This is a genomic window from Oceanisphaera sediminis, assembly GCF_039539745.1.
Classification (GTDB): domain Bacteria; phylum Pseudomonadota; class Gammaproteobacteria; order Enterobacterales; family Aeromonadaceae; genus Oceanimonas; species Oceanimonas sediminis.
This window is the reverse complement of sequence record NZ_BAABDS010000015.1, coordinates 108,289-127,451: the sequence shown is the minus strand read 5'-3', so window position 1 is coordinate 127,451 and position 19,163 is coordinate 108,289. Positions and strand designations below refer to the sequence as shown.

The window sequence follows — 19,163 nt, the reverse complement described above, 5'->3', positions numbered from 1 at the left end:
AAAAGAGAAAATCTACCATGTCTGCCTATTTTTTTGGGGATCCCTCAGCGCCTTCGCGGGAATGACAAGAGAGGGTGCGCGGGAATGACAAAGGAAGACGCAGGAATGGCAAGAGAGAGCCTGCGGAATGACAAGAGAGGGCCTGCGGAATGGTGACAGAACCATACCTGTCAGGCGGCATTACCTAACCCGTTTCATTCACCCTACTCAACTGCGACTGACGTCGTTTGATGCGGGACGCCAGCAGGGAGTCGAACAGCATCTGCAAAAAATGAAACAGAATGCAGCTGACCACCGCCGCCCCGCTGGTGGAGCCCAGCCCCACCAGCACGCTCACCGCCACCGGCATGGTTTTCTGGGACGCGGTAAACATCAGCGCCCGCCGCTCCGCCAGTGCCAGCCGCAACAGCCGACCACTCAACACACATAACAGCACCAGCGCCAGATGCAGCAGCAGCGACCAGACCGACAACTCGAGCAAGGCGCTGGCCGACAGCTGATACAGCGCCTGCCCGCTGGCCGACAGGGTCACCCAGGAGGTAACAATCACGCTCAGGGTGGAGACCTGCCCCAGCCAGGACAGGCTCCCCAGCGCCGGGCGCCACTGTCGCAACAGCAGGCCGACGATAAAGGGCAGCAACACTATTTTGAGCAGGGTCAGCAGCATGGGCCAGGGCGAGAGTGCCAGTTCGCCCCCCACCAGCAGGCTGAGCATGAAGGGAATGGTGGCGATACCGAGGAAGTTCAGCCCCAGGGTCAGGAACAGCGACCAGCTGGCCTTGCCCCCGGTAATGCGGGTCAGCACCACGCAGGACGACAGGGTCGGCGGCACCATCGACATCACCAGCAAGCCCAGACGCAGGCTGTCGTCCAGCCCGCCGAAGGCATACACCAGCCAGCCCAGCAGCGGCGACAGCAACAGGCTGATCAACGCGCCACTCAACAGGGTACGGCCAAAGCCCGGCTCCGGCCGCAACTGCTGCAGCGAGGTTTGCAGGCCGTTCATCAGGAAGATCAGCGCCACCAGCCAGGGCAGCAGCCCCAGCTGATTCAGCCAGATGCCGGGGGCCGGCAATAACAGGGCGGCGCCGAAGGCCAGACACAACCCCAACGGGAATAACCAGACGATGATGCGACTCCCTAGCCCAGGCTCACCCGGGCTTCGCCGATACCGGGGAAGACCACTTCCACCTCGGTACCCGGCTCGACGAAGATCATGCCGGTCCAGGTGCCGGCGGTGATCAAATCGCCCTTCTGCAGACCGCCGTTGCGCGCCACCAGATGATTGACCGCTTCGGTCAGGATCAGGGTGGGATCGCCCAGCGGATGACCGCCAATCTTGTTGGCCTGCTCATCACCGTTGAAGCGCAGTATCACCGGCTGCTTGGCGAGATCCATGTTCTGCCAGTCGGTCACGCCGCTGCCCACGACCAGGGCGCCGTTGATCTGGTTGTCGGCAAGCCGCCACAGGTCGCCGGCCTGCTGCCAGTCCTGCAGCCGGGTATCCACCAGCTCTATGGTCACGCACAGCTCGCCGATGGCGTCTTTGATTTCTGCTTCTGAATACAGAACGGCTCTAGGCTCGAGAGAGCGGCCCAAACGAAACGCCAGTTCGCCCTCGATGCCGATCATGTGAAAGGCGGAAGTGTCGACCCGGGCGCCGCTGTCATGAACCCGCTGGGGAGGAATGGGCGCGCTGTAGGGGGTAACACCCGGCCGGGGCGCTCCTACCTTCCAGCTGGAGGTACGCAGCCCCTCATCAAGCCAGAGCTTGCGGGCCAGCCCGTCCTGAATGGCATAGGCCTCCGCTACCGTCTGCGGCGTACAGCACGCCGGCAGCGCCTCGAACTGGTCCGCCGCCTCATAGGCCCCGTGCAGCAGGGTGATGGCGTCGGTCACGCCGGTGTTTACTGTGGTCATTGATTGTTCTCCATGTGTTGATTGCTTTCCATGCGGTTAAGTAATATTTCATAACTGATGTGAGTTCTGTGGCTGGCTTGCCTTTGTCGTCACCCTCGCGAACGCGGGGGTCCAGTGCCTTTGCAGACAACCAGCTGCCTGACCGTTCTGCGCCGCAAATCCTGGATTCCCGCCTTCGCGGGAATGACAAGAAAGGGGCGCGGAATGACAAGAGAGGGTGCGTGGGAATGACACCAGAACCATGCCTGTTATGCCGCAATGCTTATCTCTGTGTATCGGGGGTATTCGCCGTTTCACCGGGCCATTGCCAGCCCGCTTGGGCTGCGGCTTCATACTCGGCCGCCAGCCGGAACAGCAGTTCATCGTCACCAAAGTTGCCCACCAGTTGAAAGCCGATGGGCAACCCCTCTCGAGCAGGTGCCGAGGGCAAATTGATGGCCGGGTGGCCGCAGGCATTGACCCAGCCGGTGTAGATGGCATGGCCACGGGGGCCGACTTCCCGGCCGTCGATTTCGGTGGGATAGCCCTGCTCCGCAGGCCAGGGCAGCGCCGCCGCCGACGGCGTCATGATCACGTCGACCTGATCGAAGGCCGCACTCACCCGACGACGAAAGGCATCGATATCATCAATGGCATTGAGGTAGCTCGCTGCGCCCATGTCCCGGCCCCGGGCCGCCTGGGTGCGGAATTTTTCCGCCGCCACCGGCTCGGCCTCGGGGTAGCGCTCGAACAGCGCCGCCACCGCCACCGCGCCCAGCATCGGCCAGAAGGCATCGACGAAGTCCAGGCTGAACGGCAACTCGCCCTCAATCACCTCGTGCCCCTGGGCCCGCAGCACGGCGGCGGCATCGGCGACACTGGCGGCAATGTGCGGGTCCAGCGGATTGTCGCCGAAGCGCGGCACATACAGAATGCGCAACCGCTCCGGCCGTGTGGTGCAGTCGACCCAGCCCTGGCTGACCCGCAGCGACTTGCGATCCCGGGCGTCTTCTCCGGCCATGATGTTGAACAGGGTGGCGGTATCGGCCACCGAGCGGCCGATGGGGCCGATGACTTCGAAGTCGAGCATGACCTGAGGCAGGCTGTTCACCCGGGCCACGGCGCCGATGGAAGGCTTGAAGCCGACCAGGCCGGTGTGCGAGGCAGGCCGGCGAATGGAGCCGCCGCCGTCGGTACCGATGGCAAGCGGTGCGAAGCCGGCGGCCACCGAGGCCACGCCGCCGCCGGTGGAACCGCCCGGTGTCAGGGCGGTATTCCAGGGGTTGCGGGTCACGCCGAACAGCGGATTGTCGGTATACCCTTCAAGGGTGAACTCGGGCACATTGGTCTTGCCCAGAATCACCATGCCGGCCCGGCGGCAACGGGCTACCGACAACTCATCGTGCTCGGCCGGTCGGTCGGCCAGCGCCTTGTTGCCCCAGGTGGTGGCCAGCCCGGCCACATTGAGGTTGTCCTTGATGGTCACCGGCACCCCGTCGAGCGGGCTCAGGGGGCGGCCTTGTTGCCAGCGTTGCGTGCTGGCCTCGGCCGCCGCCTCGGCCTCGGGGTTAAGGGCGATCAGCGCATTCAGCTCGGGATTGAGCGCACTAATGCGTGCATTACAGTCCTGCCAGACCGCAAGCGGGGTCAGGGTGCCGGCGGCAAAGGCCGCCGCCAGTTCGGTGGCGCCGAGGCGCCAGCCGGACTTCATCAACTCATCATGTTGGGCAGCCATAGGGCAATCTCCGGAAAGGCCATCAGTGACAGGGTAAACAACATCATGATCAGCATGAACGGCAGTACGCCCCACATGACATCCTGAATATTGCCGCCGTCTTTACGCACGCTCTGCACCACGAACAGGTTCATGCCTACCGGCGGTGTGATCAGCGCCAGCTCGCACATCAGTACCACGAACACGCCGTACCAGATGGGGTCCACGCCCAGGGCAGTCACAATCGGGTAGGTGATGGGAATGGTCAGCACCTGCATCGACAGCACGTCCATAAACATGCCCAGCGCCAGGTAGAACACCACCAGTACCAGCAGCAGGCCGGTGATACTCAGGCCGAACGAGGTCACCCAGTCGGTCAGCTCGTCCACCACCCCGGTCAGGCTGATGGTCAGGTTGAGCACGAAGGCGGCGGTGATGATCAGCAATATCATGCCGGTGATGCGGGCGGTCTGGATGAAGCTGTCCTGCAGGAACTTCATGTTCAACCGGCCTGCGCGCCAGGAGAAGAACAGCGCTGTCATGACCCCGAGGGCCGCCGATTCGGTGGCGGTGGCAATACCCATATATATACTGCCCATGACGATGCCGAACACTACCGCAGGCGGGATCAAAAAGCGGGACATGCGCAGCTTTTCACGCAGGGTAATCACCTCTTCGCGCTTGCCGCCCTTGCCCATGTTGGAAATGCCGATATACACCATGAACGACAGGCTGAGCAGAATACCCGGAATCAACCCGGCCATGAACAGCTTGCCGATGGAGTTGCTGGTTAAAGAGCCGTAGATCAGCATGTTGACACTGGGCGGAATAAGAATGCCCAGGGTGCCGCCCGCGGCCAGGCTGCCCAGCGACTGGCGCATGGAATACTGACGTTCGTTGAGTGAAGGTAACGCTACAGTGCCGATGGTGGCGGCGGTGGCCACAGAAGAGCCGGAGGTGGCGGCAAACAGCGCACAGGAGCCGATGTTGGTGTGCAACAGACCACCGGGCAGGCGCCCCAGCCAGGCCGCCATCGCCAGATACATCTTGTCGGCGATACCGCTGCGCAACAGCAGTTCACCCAGCATGATAAACAGCGGAATGGCGGTCAGAATCGCCTCGTTGTGTACGCTCCAGACCACGGAGCCGATAGAGTCGACGAACGGCATGCCGAACACCATGACCCCGCCAATCACCCCGATCAAGGCCATGCTGACGGCGATAGGCATGCCCAGCAGCAAGAGTCCCAGCATGGCGAAAAAGCCGACAAATACTACGGATAAGCTCATTGGGTTCCCTCCCTGACCGGCTGCGCGGAGATGCTCGCGGATAACGATGCCTCTTCGACGGTGCCGCTTGCCTGCTGACGGTGTTTAAAATCGTCCAGTTCTTCTTTCAGCTCTTCACTGACGCCCTTGGGGTGAAACTCTTCATTGAGTTGAGCGCTGCGGCCGCTGAGCAACAACCAGGTTGCCCGCAGACCATAGATGGCAGCGGTAAAGGCAAACACGGTGAGACCGGCTAGCCAGAGGCCCTGAGGATACTTGAGCGGGGTGGCCCAGGGCGTTTGCGCCGTGCTGCCGTAGTCCAGGGTTTCCAGCACGATTTGCAGGCAGACCCAGAACAGAAAAATCCCGAACAACGCCATCAAGGTAGCCGATAGCCAGTTGAACAGGGTCTGTAATGATTTGGGAAACTTCTCGTGAAAGATGTCGATGCGCATATGGGCGCGGCCCAGCAGTGCCAGGGTAAAAGACAGGGTCGCCCCCACCGCCAGGGCGTAACCGCCCAGCTCATCCACCCCCTGCAACGACACGTTGAAAAACTTGCGCAGCAGGGTTTCGGTCACTACCAGCACAGACAGCAGGAGGAAGATTCCCCCAAACACCATGCTGGCCATATATTCAATTCGTTTCATCAGATACCTCCTTGTCACCACATGAAAAGCGGGGGGCTGGCCCCCGCTGTTTATATGGTTTTACATGCCGGCAATGGCGCCGACATCGCGCTTCCAGTCGCTGGCACATTCGGGGTTGGTCTTGTTACAGACTTCCGCCCAGGTGGGGAAAGACACTTCTTTCACCGTGTTGGCGACAATGCTCAGGTCCTTCTCGGTCACCGGCACTTCGACCAGGTCGAACTTGGTGCCGGTGGTGCAGGGCTCGCCGCCGACATTACAGCGTCCGGCATCCTCGAACAGCTCTTCGGAGTAGGTCCAGATTTCATCGATCAGGCCGTCGAAGGCGCTCTGCAGCGTGACTTGCTGATCCGGCGTCAGCTTGTTCCAGGCCTTGAGGTTGATGCCATAACCATTGAGTGCCATCTGAAAGCCCAGCGGCAGCACATGGGTGGTCACCTCGGGCCAGCCGGCGGAGTTGGCCGAGCTGGGGCCGGTAATGGCGCACTCGATTACGCCCAGCGCCAGACTCTGATGCACGTCGCCGAAGCCGATGGGCACCGGAATGCCACCTACCGATTCGACAAACTGGGCCAGGTTCTGGTCATAGACCCGCACCTTCAGACCCTTGACATCCTCCAGGCTCTCGATCGGATGGTTACAGAACATCACCTGCGGGCCGAAGGGCCAGACGCCCAGCAGCTTGGTGTTGAAACGCTCCTGCAGCCGCTTGTCTACCGTTTCCTTGTAGGCATCGGCCACCTGGCGACCCTGAGCGAAGTCCGGGCTCAGCCCCACCAGATCCAGACCGAGAATGGTTGGCTCGTCGCGGGAGATCTGCGACATGCGCAGCGAGACCAGATCGAACATGCCCGACTTGAGTACCCGCAGCTGTTCCACGTCCTTGATACCCGTAGTGTCCAGCGGCTTGTAGTTCACCTTGAGCGGCAGGCCGGTTTTCTCGGCCAGGGTTTCGAAGAACGGCTGTTCCTTGTTTTTCTGAATCAGCCCGGTGGCCAGCGGCTGGCCGATCACCTTCAGCTTGATGGTGTCTTCCGCCATGGCGGGGCTGGCCGATACCGCGGCACAGACCAATGCAGAGAGCAGCAGTTTTTTCATCTTGGAACTCCTTCCTTGAACACAAACATAATGTGCGCATCATGCGCAGCATGGCGTCGGTGGGGTCGCCACCGACGCCCGTTATCAGGCGCCGGTGTCGGACAGGTAGGCCATGGCCGCCTGTACACCCCCGCTCTGATGCGGTACCCCGGCACAGGCCAGGCCCATCTCGACACCACTCAGGGTACCGAGCAGGGTCAAATCGTTGATGTCCCCCAGATGACCGATGCGGAACACCCGCCCCTTGAGCTTGCCCAGACCCGCACCCAGCGACATGTCGAAGCGATCCAGAATCACCTTGCGCAACTGGTCGGCGTCCTGGCCCTCGGGCAGCAGCACAGTCGTCAGCACCGGGCTGTGCTCCTGCTCGTTGAGGCACAGCACTTCCAGGCCCCAGGCGCGCACCGCACGACGGGTGGCCTCGGCGTGACGCTGGTGGCGGGCCAATACCTGCTCCAGACCTTCTTCTTCCAGCATGCCGATGGCTTCCTTCAGGCCGTACAGCAGGTTGGTGGCGGGGGTATAGGGGAAATAGCCGGTGGCATTGCTGGCCAGCATCGGCTGCCAGTCCCAGTAGGACTTGGGCAAGGTAGCCTGCTCGGCGGCCTTGAGCGCCTTGTCGCTCAGGGCGTTGAAGCTGATGCCCGGCGGCAGCATCAGGCCCTTCTGAGAGCCGGACACGGTGACGTCCACGCCCCACTCGTCGTGGCGGTAATCGGCGGAAGCCAGCCCGGAGATGGTGTCGACCATGAACAGCGCCGGATGCCGGGTACCGTCGATGGCCTGGCGTACCTCGGCAATCCGGCTGGTCACCCCGGTGGAGGTTTCGTTGTGCACCACACACACCGCCTTGATCTGGCGATCGGTATCGGCCTGCAAACGCGCGGCAATGGCCTCTGGATCGGCACCGTGGCGCCAGTCACCGGGAATGAATTCCACCTCCAGTCCCAGCTTGGTGGCCAGTTCGTGCCACAGGGTGGCGAATTGGCCGGTTTCGCACATCAGCACCTTGTCGCCGGCGCTCAGGGTGTTGACCAGCGCCGCCTCCCAGGCACCGGTGCCCGAGGCCGGGTAGATCACCACCGGGCTCTCGGTCTTGAACATCCGCTTGATGCCGGCCAGCACCTCCTTGCCCAGCTCGGCAAACTCCGGCCCTCTATGATCGATGGTCGGATAATCCATGGCGCGCAGAATGCGGTCCGGCACCGGTGACGGGCCGGGGATCTGCAGAAAATGACGACCACTTTTATATGACATGACTCACTCCTTTGATGGACTTGCTGTAATGGGGGAAATCCCCTTTCCTTGATACATTCAGCCTTGCTGCCTTCAACCTTGCTTCATTCAACCTTGCTTACGTCAGCCGGGCACTGTCGGCCCCGCCTTCGATAGCTCGAGTCTGGCCAGGCCGCAGGCCTGGGTAACGGCACAGGCCATGCCGTCGAGCAGCGGCACCGCTACCCGGCCCTGCAGCCGGCGATGCAGGCCGGCGACCACGGCGCCGACCAGAATCACGCACTCGGCGCCGCCCTCGACCAGCCGGTCGCAGGCCTCGATCAACGCGGCATCAAACTGTTCCGGCGCCGCGTGTACCGCCAGTGCATCGGCGGCAATGGCCTCGATACCGGCCAGGCGGGTTGCCAGACCATGTCGTTCCACCAGCTCTCGATACAGCGGCACCGTCTTCGGCCCCATCACCACCAGACCGTAGCGACCACCGACCATGCAGGCAGTCAGCAGGCTCGCCTCCAGCAGGCCGACCACCGGCACATTCAGTGCCTCGCGCAGGGCCCACAGGCCGGTATCCAGCGATACGCCGACCACTACGGCGTCACAGCCATCGGCCTGCTCTGCCAGATGGGCTTCAACCGCCTCGATACAGGCATGCTCGGCAATGGCGCAATCGCGGCGCGTCTGGATCACCGCCGCGCCAAAGCTGCCGGTGGCGGTGCTCAGTTGCCAGCCGGCCGGCAGCGCCAACCGGGCTTCGATTGCCAGCTTTTCGGTGATGTTCTGGCTGGTGTTGGCGTTGACGAGAAGCAGTCGCATCGGCTTACCCTCTGACCTTGGGCTTGGCCATGTCCGGCTTGCCGCAGGGCAGAAAACGCCCCTGCCCGGCCCGGCCCGGCACCTCGCCGTCATTCCAGACCAGCTCGCCGCGACTCAGGGTCATGATTGGCCAGCCGGTGACGGTGCGACCTTCATAGGGGGTGTAATCCACGTCGTGATGCAGCATTTCGTTGCGAATGGTGACTTCCCGCCTGGGATCCCACAGCGCGATATCCGCATCGGCGCCGATGGCGATGGTGCCCTTGCGCGGATACAGGCCGTAGAGCTTGGCCGGGTTGGTGGAAGTCAGCTCGACAAACTTGTTGAGGCTGATGCGGCCGGTGTTGACCCCTTCCGAGAACAGCAGCGGCAACCGGGTTTCCAGGCCGGGAATGCCGTTGGGAATATAGGGGAAGTCCACTTCTTCGCCGTTCGGCTTCTTGCCCTGGGGGTCTTCGTAACGAAACGGCGCATGATCCGAAGAGAAAATGGTGAACAGACCGTCGTCCAGGCCATCCCAAATCACCTGCTGATTGGACTGATCCCGTGGTGGCGGGCTGCATACACATTTGGCGCCTTCGTAGCCGTCCAGCCCCAGATCCTCGGCGGTAAGAAACAGATACTGGGGGCAGGTTTCCGCATAGATGCTGATGCCGTGGCTTCGCGCCCAGCGAATTTGCTCCACCGCCTCGGCGCCGGATACATGCACCACAAGAATGGGCACGTCCACCAGCTCCGACAGGGCAATGGCCCTGTGGGTCGCTTCCCGCTCCACCAGCATGGGGCGAGAGGCCGCATGATACTTGGGCGCTGTGTGGCCGGCATCGAGCAGGCGTTTGGTCAGCCAGCCGATGCAGTCGGCGTTTTCCGCATGAATCATCGCCATGGCGCCTTCGGCCCGGGCCAGCGCCAGCACGTCGAGGATCTGGCCGTCGTTGAGCTTGAGATCGTCGTAGGTCATGTAAATCTTGAAGGAGGTGCAGCCCTGGCGGATCAGCTCCGGCAGCTCTTCCTTGAGCACGGTTTCGGTGGGGTCGGTAACAATCAGGTGAAAGGCATAATCGACCACCGCCTTGCCCTCGGCACGGCGGTGATAATCTTCTACCGCCGCCTTCAGCGACTGGCCTTTTTCCTGGGCCGCGAAGGGCATCACGGTGGTGGTGCCACCACAGGCGGCAGAGCGGGTGCCGGTATAAAAATCATCGGCCATGCGCAGCCCTTCCGGCATCGGTTGATCCAGATGGCAGTGCGCATCTACCCCGCCCGGCAACACCCACAAGCCCTTGGCATCGATTTCCTGCTTGCCCGGGCCTATGTTCTCGCCCATGGCCACGATGCGGCCGTCTCTGATGGCCAGATCACAGTCGGTGATGTCGGCGGCGGTCGCGATGCGACCATTGCGGATGACCAGATCGAATTCAGACATATCCCTTCCTCTTTCGTCACCCTCGCGAAGGCGGGGGTCCAGTGTTTGCCGTTTTCCTGTCCACTGCCGGAGCAGGTAAAATTGAATATATAATTATATATTCGTAATTAAACATTGCGAGGGTGGTTATTCAATCGAAAACAGGGGTAAATGTGATCTGTATCACTTTAAATGTGAATTTATAGTTAACAGTTGGTTTTTATATTGAAAACAAAGTGAGAAGGGATGTTCGGGAGGGAAGTAAACAACACAGCAGAGGCAATACCGCAGAGTGGCGGTAATGCCAATCTGTAAAACTAACTGGTCTGTTTAGCTGCCCTGTAAAGGTCGAACGAAGGGTTCTACTCCACCGACACGCTGCAAGCACCTCCATGTGGCGCTCAGCACATGACGTCCTGTCATGTGATGGTCGCTGGAGTAGAACCCTTCATCCGCCCCAATGCTACGGCGTCGCCTGTGGGAGCGCCCTGCAGACAACGCGGTGCTTAAGGAGAGGCAATAGAGATCGGCTCCCCCGACCGTGAAATGCCAGAGCCGGAAAATGCTCTGGAATTCCCGCCCTCCCTGGCGGTCAGATGGCATTTCCCGAGCCCGTAAGTAATATCTCATAACTGATGTGGATACTGGGGCTAGCTTTTCTTTCTCGTCACCCTCGCGAAGGCGGGGGTCCAGTGTCTTTGCAGGAGAAGCGCAGGCTGACAAATCTGCGCCACAGGCCCTGGATTCCCGCCTTCGCGGGAATGACAAAAGAGGACATGCGGGAATGATGATAGAACCACACCTGTTATGCAGCATTACTTATGGGGCAGCTTGCTGCCGTGTCGTGGGAGGCGGCTGTGTAGCCTCTGCTCTCAGATTTAAAGTAATGATCAGATCTTTCTTCAGATTGGTATAACAGAAGAAAACGGATTGGCAGGGTTCACAACCGGCGGTGGCCCGCCGTGATTCGGGGATATGGGGGAAGACAGATTGCTGGTGGGATCCTGGCTGGCCGCAGACGCGGTCAGCCGACCTTTTGTTGCTGTTCCAGCTCTTTGACCACGGTTTCGCCGGTATGCATCACATGCTCGGCCAGAATGCGGCCGGCTCTGTCGCCATCGCGTGCCAGCAGGGCGTCGAGCAGGGCTTTGTGCTCACCGACGGATTCGTCCCAACGATGTTGCATGCCGATGGCCAGATAGCGCCCGCGACTGACCCGGTTCATCAGCTGATGGTGCAGCTGGGTCAGGCTCTCGTTGTTCGCCAGCTCGATGATCAGGCGGTGAATATGCTGATTGATCTCGAAATACTCGTGACGATCCTGGGCCTGATGGTGGTGTTCCAGCTTTTCCTGCAACTGGCTCAGCCGGGTAAGGTCGCTCTCGCTGGCCTTGATGGCGGTCAGCTCGGCCGCTCGCCGTTCCAGGGTGCTGATGATTTCGAAATGCTCGCGAATTTCCTCGGCCGTGATGGTGGCCACCCAGGCGCCCCGGTTGGGCTCTATGGTGACCATGCCCTCGGAATGCAGTACTTTCAGCGCCTCGCGCAGGGGGGTGCGGGAAATATCGAGCCGCTGACACAGCTCGGGCTCGTTGATGCGCTGGCCTTCTTTCAGCTCGCCTTCGATGATCATGGTGCGTACGCAATCGGCCACTTCCTCGTGCAGCGAACGACGACGAAGGGAATTTCTACCGTAACTATTAATAGGTGTAACCACAGTGCCCGCCTTTTTTATAATTTGTGTGCGGCTTACAACTTGTCAGCCGGGCAGCATAATACCTGCTGCATAAAAGCGCCATCTTCGGCCGTGGCCAGCGTGATCCCGATCGCGCCACGAGCTCAGGCACCAAAGCCCCGGTGTACCGGGGCTTTAAATTACATAATATATAATTATGGCTTAATTGAAAAAATACTGCCCCAGTTTTTAATTTTGCTCGGGTCGGCGTCGGCCAGCAGCATGCCCTTCCACACTCCGGTAGAGACAGTGTCGTAGATGGGAATACCCAGTTCCTTTTCCAGTCTGGCTGCCACTCGGGCACCGCGCAGGTTGGTGCAGAAAATGGTGATGGCATCACATTGCTGCTCGGCGGCCACGGCACGTACCATTTCCTCAAGGGTTTCCTCGCTCACCTCGGAGAAGGAGAAGTTGCCCTTGTCATTGAGGTGACGCTCGGCCACACATTCGAAGCCGGCGGCGGCATAGGTGGCAATCACCTTGCTCTGCACATCGTGCAGGTAGGGGGTGACGAGGCCGAAGCGCTTGACCCCGGTCAGCGTGAACAGCTCGTTCAGCGCCAGCACCGAGGTGGTGGCAGGAATGCCGGTTTCCCGGGTGATGGCGTCACACAAAATCTCGTCATCCTGAAAACCGCGCCAGCCGGACGAGGTGCCGCTCCAGGTAATGGACTGCACTTTGGCATCCGCCAGCAGCCGGGACGCCTGCAGGAAAGGCTCGTTGTCGAACTGGCTCAGGGCCTGCTCGGTCAGCGAAATCTCGGTCACCTTGAGGCGGCCGAAGTGGGCGCTGGTGTTGTCCACACCGTGCAGAATATCGGCAGTCACCGGCTCCAGGCTGGTGTTGGAAGACGGGGTCAGCACACCTAACAAAGTACGATCAGTCATCTTTTTCTCCTTGGAAAAATTTTCGATTTTTCAGTTAACAATCAATAACCCAGGGCATGCGGCAGGGCCGTCACGATTTCCGGGAAAAACCAGCACAACATCAACACCAGGTATTGCAGAGCGATAAAGGGCCAGACATAGCGCAACAGTTGGGACATGGGGATCTTGGCGATACCACACATCACGAACAGCAGCACCCCGACCGGCGGTGTCATCATGCCGATGACCAGGTTGAACACGAACAGAAAGCCGAAGTAGAGCGGGTCTATGCCGTAGGCCAGGGCAATGGGCGCAAACAGCGGCACCAACATGATGTAGGCGGCGTTCGACTCCAGAAACATGCCCACTATCAGCAGCATCACCATCACCATGGCGAGGAACACCTCGGGGTTACTGGTAAAGCCCTGAATGAACTCGGACAGCCGCAGCGGCAACAACTCTATGGTGAACAGAAAGGTCAGTGGCGTGGCAAAGGCGATCAGCGCACCGACGACCGCCGAGGTCAGCGCGGCCCGGAACATGCAGCCCGGCAGCTCGCTCCAGCTCAGCTTGCGAGTGACCCACTTGCCGACGATAAAGGCATAGATCACCGCGATGGCCGCCCCTTCGGTGGCAGTAAAGACACCCCCGACGATACCGCCGATCACCACCACCGGCATCAGGATAATGGCCCCTGCCCGCTTGCCCTGGATCAGCAGATTCTGCCAGCTGAAGGGTTCACCGGTGGGTGCATAGCCCTTGCGATGCGCGATATAGCTGGCCAGGCCCATCATGCCGACCACCAGCAGGATTCCGGGCACCACACCGGCCATGAAGAGGCCGCCGACCGATACCGAAGAGCCCGCCATCAGCGCGTAGACGATCATGGCCGCACTGGGTGGAATAATGGGACCCAGGTTGGAGGCCGAGGCCACCACCGCCGAGCCGAAGCCCACGTCGTAATGCTTTTTCATCGACGGCATCATGGTGGTGCCCAGCGCACTGGCACCCGCCACGGCAGCACCGGTCACCGAAGCCAGGCCCAGGCCGGACAGCAGGGTGACATGGGCCAGACCGCCCTTGACCCGCCCCACCACGGCGTTGGCGAAGTCGATGGTGCGCTGCATCACCTGACCGCCCACCATCAACTCGCCCGCCAGCATGAACAGCGGAATCGCCATCAGCGGAAAGGAGTTGACCGCGTGCATCATTCGCTGCGGCAATACCGACAGCTCGATACCGCTGTAGGCCAGGCCACCCAATGCCGCCAGACCGAGCGAAAACGCCAGCGGCATGCCAAGCAAGGCCAATACCAGAAACAACACTATGGCCAATGTAGTCATGAGACGTCCTCCTCGTTATCCGGCTCGCGCCAGGTATCGGTACCCTGCCAGGCCATGAACAGCAGATGCAGCAAGGCATGGCCGCAGCTGAGCATCACCGGGAAATAGAACACCGAGGCGGTGACCGGCAGCGTTGGCATCAGCTCTTCCCAGGTGTCGATGGAGACCATTACCGCCTGGTAGCAGACCACCACCATCAGCACGCCACTGATCAGCAACATGAGACGCGCCAGTCGCTCCTGCCATTGGGCCGGCAGCCGGTTGGTCAACACATCGATGCCCACATGCACCCCTTGCTTGAGACCGTGGGGAATGGCCAGAAAGATGGCCCAGACGAAGGCCAGTCGTGATCCTTCATCGGCCCAGTCGATGGACTCCGACAGCAGGTAACGACTGAACACCTGGGACGATACCAGCAGCACCATCACCGCCATGGTCGCCTGAATCAGCAGCATGGAGGCCCTGTCCACCCCCAACAGACAGCGCCGTACAGACGCTGCCAGGGATGAGCTTGCTCCCGGCCCGGCAAGCATATCGGCATGCTCACTGTGGCCGGCTTTCATGACTTGGCTCCATCCAGTACCGCGTCAACCAGGTCGGCGCCGAGGCGATCTTTCAGCTCTTCGACGATACCGGCGGTCTTGTCCTGCATGGCCTGATGCAGCTCGGGCGTCACCGCATTGAACTTCATGCCGGCGGCAATCAGCTCGTCCCGGGACAGGCTGTCTTCTTCGGCCGCTTTTTCACGCTGCCAGGCCACGGCCTTGGTCATGGCATCGCGCAGCACCTGCTGCTCGTCGTCCGACATGCGGTCGAACTTTCTCTTGTTGGCCACCACCACGATAAAGTCGAAGAAGTGGTTGGTATCGGTGAGATACTGCTGCACTTCGCCGAAGTTGTTCTTGCGAATGATGCTGAAGGGGTTTTCCTGACCGTCGATCACCTTCTGCTGCAGGGCCGAATACACCTCGTTGATGCCCATGGACACCGGGCTGGCGCCCAGGGCACGGAAGCTCTTCAGGTGAGTTTCATTCGGCTGCAGGCGGATCTTGAGGCCGTCGAAGTCTTCGATGGACTCGATGGGCCGCACGCTGTTGGTGATATGGCGCGCGCCCAGCTCCATGAAGCCGAGGGCGACGAAGCCTTTTTCCGCCAGCTTGTCGTTGAGCAGATCCCCGACCTCGCCGTCAATCACGCGAAAGGCGGTTTCCCGGTCTTTCAGTACAAACGGCAGGCTGATGGCTTCCAGCTCAGGCACGGTGCGCGACAGAAAGGACACGCCGATCCAGGTCATGCTCAGCACACCGGAGCGCACCTGATCGACATTTTCGGAAGCCCCGCCCAGCTGCATGGCCGGAAACAGATGCACCTTGATGTCGTTATCGGTCGCGGTTTCTACCTCCTGCTTGAACACTTCCATCGCCAGGCTGCTGGAATGGTCGGTGGCGAAGTTGCCGGCGACCCTCAGGGTGTCGGCGAGCACAGGTCCGCTGGCCAGTGCCGTGCCCAGCATGATCCCCAGCAGGCTTTTCTGAAAACGTTTTCCAAAAGGCTGTATATTGCTATCCATGGCTTACTCCCTTGGCTTGTCGGTGTGGGTACGGCTAGATATTATTATGAATATATAATTATATATACATAAAATTAACAACCCTTCCTTCTGCATCCTGCCTTCCTCGACCATAAAAACACACAAGAATCTGATTTTATTGATAATAAATTCAAGCGCCGCCATTTTTGGCAATATTAAAAAGTGAGATCCATGTTACATTTTTCGCCTGGCGACCCTGACTCGACTCATTTTTGACCTTCCCTGCCCTAATAACGCCGCTTTATTGATCTGTATCAGGTCTCAATATGAACCGGCTTATAAACTTGCATATGAAATACAGCTTTTGGTTTCTACGGTCATCATACACAGCGCCTCGCGCAGGGAGCATTCTATGAAACTGAGCAATATCGTTACCGCCTTGGGTTTTACCTTCGCCCTGTCGGCCCAGGCCGCCAGTCTGCCGGTAATAGACGCCGTGCTGACCTCGCCGCCCATGGTGCCGCCGCCCATTCAGCGGGATCACGCCGCCAAACTGGTGGTGAAGATGGAAACCGTGGAAAAGGTGATGGAGATCGCCGACGGGGTGGAATACATGTTCTGGACCTTCGGCGGCTCGGTGCCGGGTCAGTTTCTGCGGGTGCGTGAAGGTGACGAAGTGGAGTTTCATCTCTCCAACCATCCCGGCTCCAAGATGCCGCACAACATAGACTTGCACGCGGTCACCGGCCCCGGTGGCGGTGCGGCCTCGTCCTTTACCGCCCCCGGCCATACCTCGGTATTCAACTTCAAGGCGCTCAACCCCGGGCTCTATGTGTATCACTGCGCCACCGCACCGGTGGGCATGCACATCGCCAACGGCATGTATGGCCTGATCCTGGTGGAGCCGAAGGAAGGATTGCCGCCGGTAGACAAGGAATATTACGTGATGCAGGGCGACTTCTATACCAAGGGCGCCTATGGCGAACAGGGCCTGCAGTCGTTTGACATGGACAAGGCCATCAAGGAGCAACCGGACTATGTGGTGTTCAACGGCGCCGTGGGTGCGCTGAATGGTGAAAAGGCACTCACCGCCAACGTGGGCGAAACCGTGCGGCTTTTTGTGGGCAACGGCGGGCCTAACTTGGTGTCGTCTTTCCATGTCATCGGCGAGATTTTCGACAAGGTGAGTGTGGAAGGCGGCAATCTGTACAACGAAAACGTGCAGACCACCCTGGTGCCTGCCGGTGGCGCCGCCATGGCCGAATTCAAGCTGGAGGTGCCCGGCAACTTCATTCTGGTGGATCACTCCATCTTTCGTGCCTTCAACAAGGGCGCGCTCGGCATGATGGCGGTAGACGGCCCCGAAGATAAAATCGTCTATTCCGGCAAGGTGGCCGAAAACGTCTATCTGCCCGAAGGCTCGGCGGTACAGAGCATTCCCAACGGTCATCCCAAACTGGTGGCCAACAACAAGGACGACCAATTGCTGTACGGCAAGCGGGTGTATGAGGCCAACTGTCAGGCCTGTCACCAGGCCGAAGGCCAGGGCATACCCGGCGCCTTCCCTCCGCTGGCCGGTTCCGATTTTCTCAACGCCGATACCACCCGTGCCATCGATGTGGTGCTGCACGGCCTGAAAGGTCCTATCAAGGTCAACGGTCAGGCCTTCGACAGCATAATGCCGGCCATGCGCCTCACCGATGAAGACACCGCCAACGTGCTGACCTATGTGCTGAACAGCTGGGACAACCGGGGTGGCGTCGTCACGCCGGATGAGGTGGCCAAACGCCGCGACGAAGGCAAGGCCATCATCATGGAAGGGAGCGCCCACTGATGAATCCGTTGCTGCTGTTGTCGCTGGCGGCCCTGCACATGGCAGCCTTGCCGATAGCCGCCGGGCCGGTAACGGTGCCACAGATGGCCGAGCTGCCCGGCGGGGTAGTTCGGCCGCTGTATCTCACCAAAGACAGCCCGCTCACTCCGGTGGCGCCATTTTGGCTGGATACCACCCCGGTCACCAATCGCCAGTTTGCCGACTTCGTGCGCCGGCACCCACGCTGGCAACGCAATCGGGCGGTGGCGCTGTTTGTAGAACCCCAATACCTGAGCCACTGGGGGCCGAACGGCCCTCAGCCCGAGCAACTCGAACAGCCGGTAACCCATGTGTCCTGGTTTGCGGCCGGCGCCTACTGTCAAGCCCGGGGCAAGCGATTGCCGACGGTGGCGGAGTGGGAGTTTGCCGCCCAGGCCTCACAGCTTGCCGCCAATGGCAGCCGTGAGCCGGGCTACACCCGGCGTATTCTGTCCTGGTATGCCCGCCCGACCACCGCGACCCTGCCGAAGGTGGGGCAAAGCCCGGCCAACTACTGGCACATACAGGACTTGCACGGCCTGGTGTGGGAATGGACCCGGGATTTCAACTCCAGCCTGGTCACCGGCGAGTCTCGCGGTGACAGCACGCTGGACCAGGGACTGTTCTGCGGCTCGGCCGCCACCGGCAGCGCCGATCCGTCCGACTATGCCGCCTTCATGCGCTTCGGCTTTCGCTCCAGCCTGAAGGCGCCTTACACCCTGGGCAACCTGGGGTTTCGTTGTGCACAGGAGAGACCCGATGAGAGCACCGATGCTACTGCTGATATTGGCAGCCTTTAATCTTCAGGCCGCCCTGCCCGGCGACTCTATTTACCAGCTCAACAGCGATTGGCAAAACCGCCAGGGAAACAGCCTGAACATTCAACAACTGGCGGGCAAGAAGCAGCTAGTGGCGATGATCTATACCGACTGCATCACCGCCTGCCCGGTGATCGTGTCCGATCTCAAGGCGATACAGGCAGCCCTCGGCACCGAACAGCAACAAGGGCTGGGCTTTGTGCTGGTGTCGCTGACCCCGGCGAAGGACACGCCCAAAATCATGCGCCACTTCGCCAAAAAGAGAAAGCTGGATGAGCACTGGACCCTGCTCAGCGGCAACGATGAGCAGGTACGCACCCTGGCCATGGCGCTGAACATTCGCTACATGGGGCTGGCCGACGGTGAAGTTGCCCATTCCAACGCCATTACCGTGCTGGACGAACAGGGCCGAGTGCAGTTTCAGCAAACCGGCCTGCCCGGCGGACCCGAAGCGCTTATCGATAAACTGGGGCTTTAAACAAAGCGGTAGGCCTGTCTCTTAGTCACAAATCGTTGAGAATGACCGCCATGCGAAGCAGCAGCGCGGTTGCACTCCGCCGACACGCTTCAAGCCCATCCATGGGACGCTCGCCAAATGTCATCCCTGACATTTGGCGGTCGGCTTCGGCAATCCCCGCTGCTGCTTCGTGAAGCTGAGGTGCAATCTGTCGAATACTGACAGCCAACCCGATGCTCAACACGGAGGGGTTTGTCAGTGGTGCTCACCGACGACTCCGAGCCTCCAAAGAGGCGGCTGGGATAGACTCTGTCGACCATCACATGACAGGTCAACAAAGGCTCCTGCAATGCTGACACTCCCGCCATCCTTGGCGGTCGGACGTCATGTGCTGAGCGTCGCAGGGATGCGGTTTAGCGTGTCGGAAGAGGCTACCCAGTTGCCTCTGTGCATATTTTATGGACTGACAGACTTGTGA

17 protein-coding genes are annotated in these 19,163 nt (G+C 60.4%); 3 read left to right on the top strand and 14 right to left on the bottom strand.

Translation table 11 applies throughout. The features are described from left to right. Positions 1-184 precede the first annotated feature (184 nt). From ABD827_RS06690 to ABD827_RS06625, 14 genes are all read right to left on the bottom strand, one after another. Entirely contained in the window at positions 185-1,111 is a 927-nt protein-coding gene (locus tag ABD827_RS06690) for a bile acid:sodium symporter (protein ID WP_344963511.1), read from the bottom strand. Between the two features lie 29 nt (positions 1,112-1,140). After that, on the bottom strand, positions 1,141-1,920 hold the full coding sequence (locus ABD827_RS06685) for a 2-keto-4-pentenoate hydratase (RefSeq protein ID WP_344963509.1): 780 nt from the start codon (positions 1,918-1,920) through the stop codon (positions 1,141-1,143). Between the two features lie 262 nt (positions 1,921-2,182). After that, positions 2,183-3,634: an amidase gene (locus ABD827_RS06680; protein ID WP_344963507.1), complete on the bottom strand. Its 1,452-nt coding sequence runs from the start codon at positions 3,632-3,634 to the stop codon at positions 2,183-2,185. Then, positions 3,610-4,902 (bottom strand): TRAP transporter large permease, encoded by a 1,293-nt coding sequence (locus tag ABD827_RS06675; protein ID WP_344963505.1) that lies wholly within the window; start codon positions 4,900-4,902, stop codon positions 3,610-3,612. Before ABD827_RS06675 ends, ABD827_RS06680 begins: the two co-directional genes overlap by 25 nt. After that, positions 4,899-5,531 carry a TRAP transporter small permease subunit gene (locus tag ABD827_RS06670; protein ID WP_344963503.1) on the bottom strand — a complete coding sequence of 211 codons (633 nt, stop codon included), beginning with the start codon at positions 5,529-5,531 and terminating at the stop codon, positions 4,899-4,901. The genes ABD827_RS06675 and ABD827_RS06670 overlap by 4 nt, the downstream gene beginning before the upstream one ends. A 60-nt stretch (positions 5,532-5,591) precedes the next feature. Beyond that, entirely contained in the window at positions 5,592-6,629 is a 1,038-nt protein-coding gene (locus tag ABD827_RS06665; RefSeq protein ID WP_344963501.1) for a TRAP transporter substrate-binding protein, read from the bottom strand. A gap of 84 nt (positions 6,630-6,713) precedes the next feature. After that, positions 6,714-7,886: a pyridoxal-phosphate-dependent aminotransferase family protein gene (locus tag ABD827_RS06660; RefSeq protein WP_344963499.1), complete on the bottom strand. Its 1,173-nt coding sequence runs from the start codon at positions 7,884-7,886 to the stop codon at positions 6,714-6,716. A gap of 102 nt (positions 7,887-7,988) precedes the next feature. After that, positions 7,989-8,678, bottom strand: coding sequence for an aspartate/glutamate racemase family protein (locus ABD827_RS06655; protein WP_344963497.1), 690 nt, complete (start codon positions 8,676-8,678; stop codon positions 7,989-7,991). Positions 8,679-8,682: 4 nt separating this feature from the next. Beyond that, on the bottom strand, positions 8,683-10,104 hold the full coding sequence (hydA, locus tag ABD827_RS06650) for a dihydropyrimidinase (protein ID WP_344963495.1): 1,422 nt from the start codon (positions 10,102-10,104) through the stop codon (positions 8,683-8,685). A gap of 1,003 nt (positions 10,105-11,107) precedes the next feature. Next, on the bottom strand, positions 11,108-11,800 hold the full coding sequence (locus ABD827_RS06645) for a GntR family transcriptional regulator (RefSeq protein WP_344963493.1): 693 nt from the start codon (positions 11,798-11,800) through the stop codon (positions 11,108-11,110). 173 nt (positions 11,801-11,973) lie between these two features. Then, positions 11,974-12,705: a maleate cis-trans isomerase family protein gene (locus ABD827_RS06640; protein WP_344963491.1), complete on the bottom strand. Its 732-nt coding sequence runs from the start codon at positions 12,703-12,705 to the stop codon at positions 11,974-11,976. Positions 12,706-12,746: 41 nt separating this feature from the next. After that, positions 12,747-14,027: a TRAP transporter large permease gene (locus ABD827_RS06635; RefSeq protein ID WP_344963489.1), complete on the bottom strand. Its 1,281-nt coding sequence runs from the start codon at positions 14,025-14,027 to the stop codon at positions 12,747-12,749. Then, on the bottom strand, positions 14,024-14,590 hold the full coding sequence (locus ABD827_RS06630) for a TRAP transporter small permease (protein WP_344963487.1): 567 nt from the start codon (positions 14,588-14,590) through the stop codon (positions 14,024-14,026). The genes ABD827_RS06635 and ABD827_RS06630 overlap by 4 nt, the downstream gene beginning before the upstream one ends. Next, positions 14,587-15,597 carry a TRAP transporter substrate-binding protein gene (locus ABD827_RS06625; RefSeq protein ID WP_344963485.1) on the bottom strand — a complete coding sequence of 337 codons (1,011 nt, stop codon included), beginning with the start codon at positions 15,595-15,597 and terminating at the stop codon, positions 14,587-14,589. Before ABD827_RS06625 ends, ABD827_RS06630 begins: the two co-directional genes overlap by 4 nt. A 373-nt stretch (positions 15,598-15,970) precedes the next feature. Between ABD827_RS06625 and nirK the strand changes: the two genes are divergently transcribed. From nirK to ABD827_RS06610, 3 genes are read left to right on the top strand one after another with little or no spacing between them, the layout of a single operon-like run. Further along, on the top strand, positions 15,971-17,392 hold the full coding sequence (gene nirK, locus ABD827_RS06620) for a copper-containing nitrite reductase (RefSeq protein ID WP_344963483.1): 1,422 nt from the start codon (positions 15,971-15,973) through the stop codon (positions 17,390-17,392). Further along, positions 17,392-18,210, top strand: a complete 819-nt coding sequence (locus ABD827_RS06615) for a formylglycine-generating enzyme family protein (RefSeq protein WP_344963481.1) — start codon at positions 17,392-17,394, stop codon at positions 18,208-18,210. Before nirK ends, ABD827_RS06615 begins: the two co-directional genes overlap by 1 nt. Further along, positions 18,170-18,706, top strand: coding sequence for an SCO family protein (locus ABD827_RS06610; RefSeq protein WP_344963479.1), 537 nt, complete (start codon positions 18,170-18,172; stop codon positions 18,704-18,706). The genes ABD827_RS06615 and ABD827_RS06610 overlap by 41 nt, the downstream gene beginning before the upstream one ends. The last annotated feature ends 457 nt before the right edge of the window (positions 18,707-19,163 follow it).

Excerpts from the sequence above, each read along its gene's own strand:
- ABD827_RS06610 (WP_344963479.1), top strand. The coding sequence starts at position 18,170 with ATGAGAGCACCGATGCTACTGCTGATATTGGCAGCCTTTAATCTTCAG.
- ABD827_RS06615 (WP_344963481.1), top strand. The coding sequence starts at position 17,392 with ATGAATCCGTTGCTGCTGTTGTCGCTGGCGGCCCTGCACATGGCAGCC.
- ABD827_RS06655 (WP_344963497.1), bottom strand. The coding sequence starts at position 8,678 with ATGCGACTGCTTCTCGTCAACGCCAACACCAGCCAGAACATCACCGAA.
- ABD827_RS06675 (WP_344963505.1), bottom strand. The coding sequence starts at position 4,902 with ATGAGCTTATCCGTAGTATTTGTCGGCTTTTTCGCCATGCTGGGACTC.
- ABD827_RS06670 (WP_344963503.1), bottom strand. The coding sequence starts at position 5,531 with ATGAAACGAATTGAATATATGGCCAGCATGGTGTTTGGGGGAATCTTC.
- ABD827_RS06680 (WP_344963507.1), bottom strand. The coding sequence starts at position 3,634 with ATGGCTGCCCAACATGATGAGTTGATGAAGTCCGGCTGGCGCCTCGGC.
- ABD827_RS06635 (WP_344963489.1), bottom strand. The coding sequence starts at position 14,027 with ATGACTACATTGGCCATAGTGTTGTTTCTGGTATTGGCCTTGCTTGGC.
- ABD827_RS06625 (WP_344963485.1), bottom strand. The coding sequence starts at position 15,597 with ATGGATAGCAATATACAGCCTTTTGGAAAACGTTTTCAGAAAAGCCTG.
- nirK (WP_344963483.1), top strand. The coding sequence starts at position 15,971 with ATGAAACTGAGCAATATCGTTACCGCCTTGGGTTTTACCTTCGCCCTG.
- ABD827_RS06685 (WP_344963509.1), bottom strand. The coding sequence starts at position 1,920 with ATGACCACAGTAAACACCGGCGTGACCGACGCCATCACCCTGCTGCAC.
- ABD827_RS06640 (WP_344963491.1), bottom strand. The coding sequence starts at position 12,705 with ATGACTGATCGTACTTTGTTAGGTGTGCTGACCCCGTCTTCCAACACC.
- ABD827_RS06660 (WP_344963499.1), bottom strand. The coding sequence starts at position 7,886 with ATGTCATATAAAAGTGGTCGTCATTTTCTGCAGATCCCCGGCCCGTCA.
- ABD827_RS06630 (WP_344963487.1), bottom strand. The coding sequence starts at position 14,590 with ATGAAAGCCGGCCACAGTGAGCATGCCGATATGCTTGCCGGGCCGGGA.
- ABD827_RS06665 (WP_344963501.1), bottom strand. The coding sequence starts at position 6,629 with ATGAAAAAACTGCTGCTCTCTGCATTGGTCTGTGCCGCGGTATCGGCC.
- hydA (WP_344963495.1), bottom strand. The coding sequence starts at position 10,104 with ATGTCTGAATTCGATCTGGTCATCCGCAATGGTCGCATCGCGACCGCC.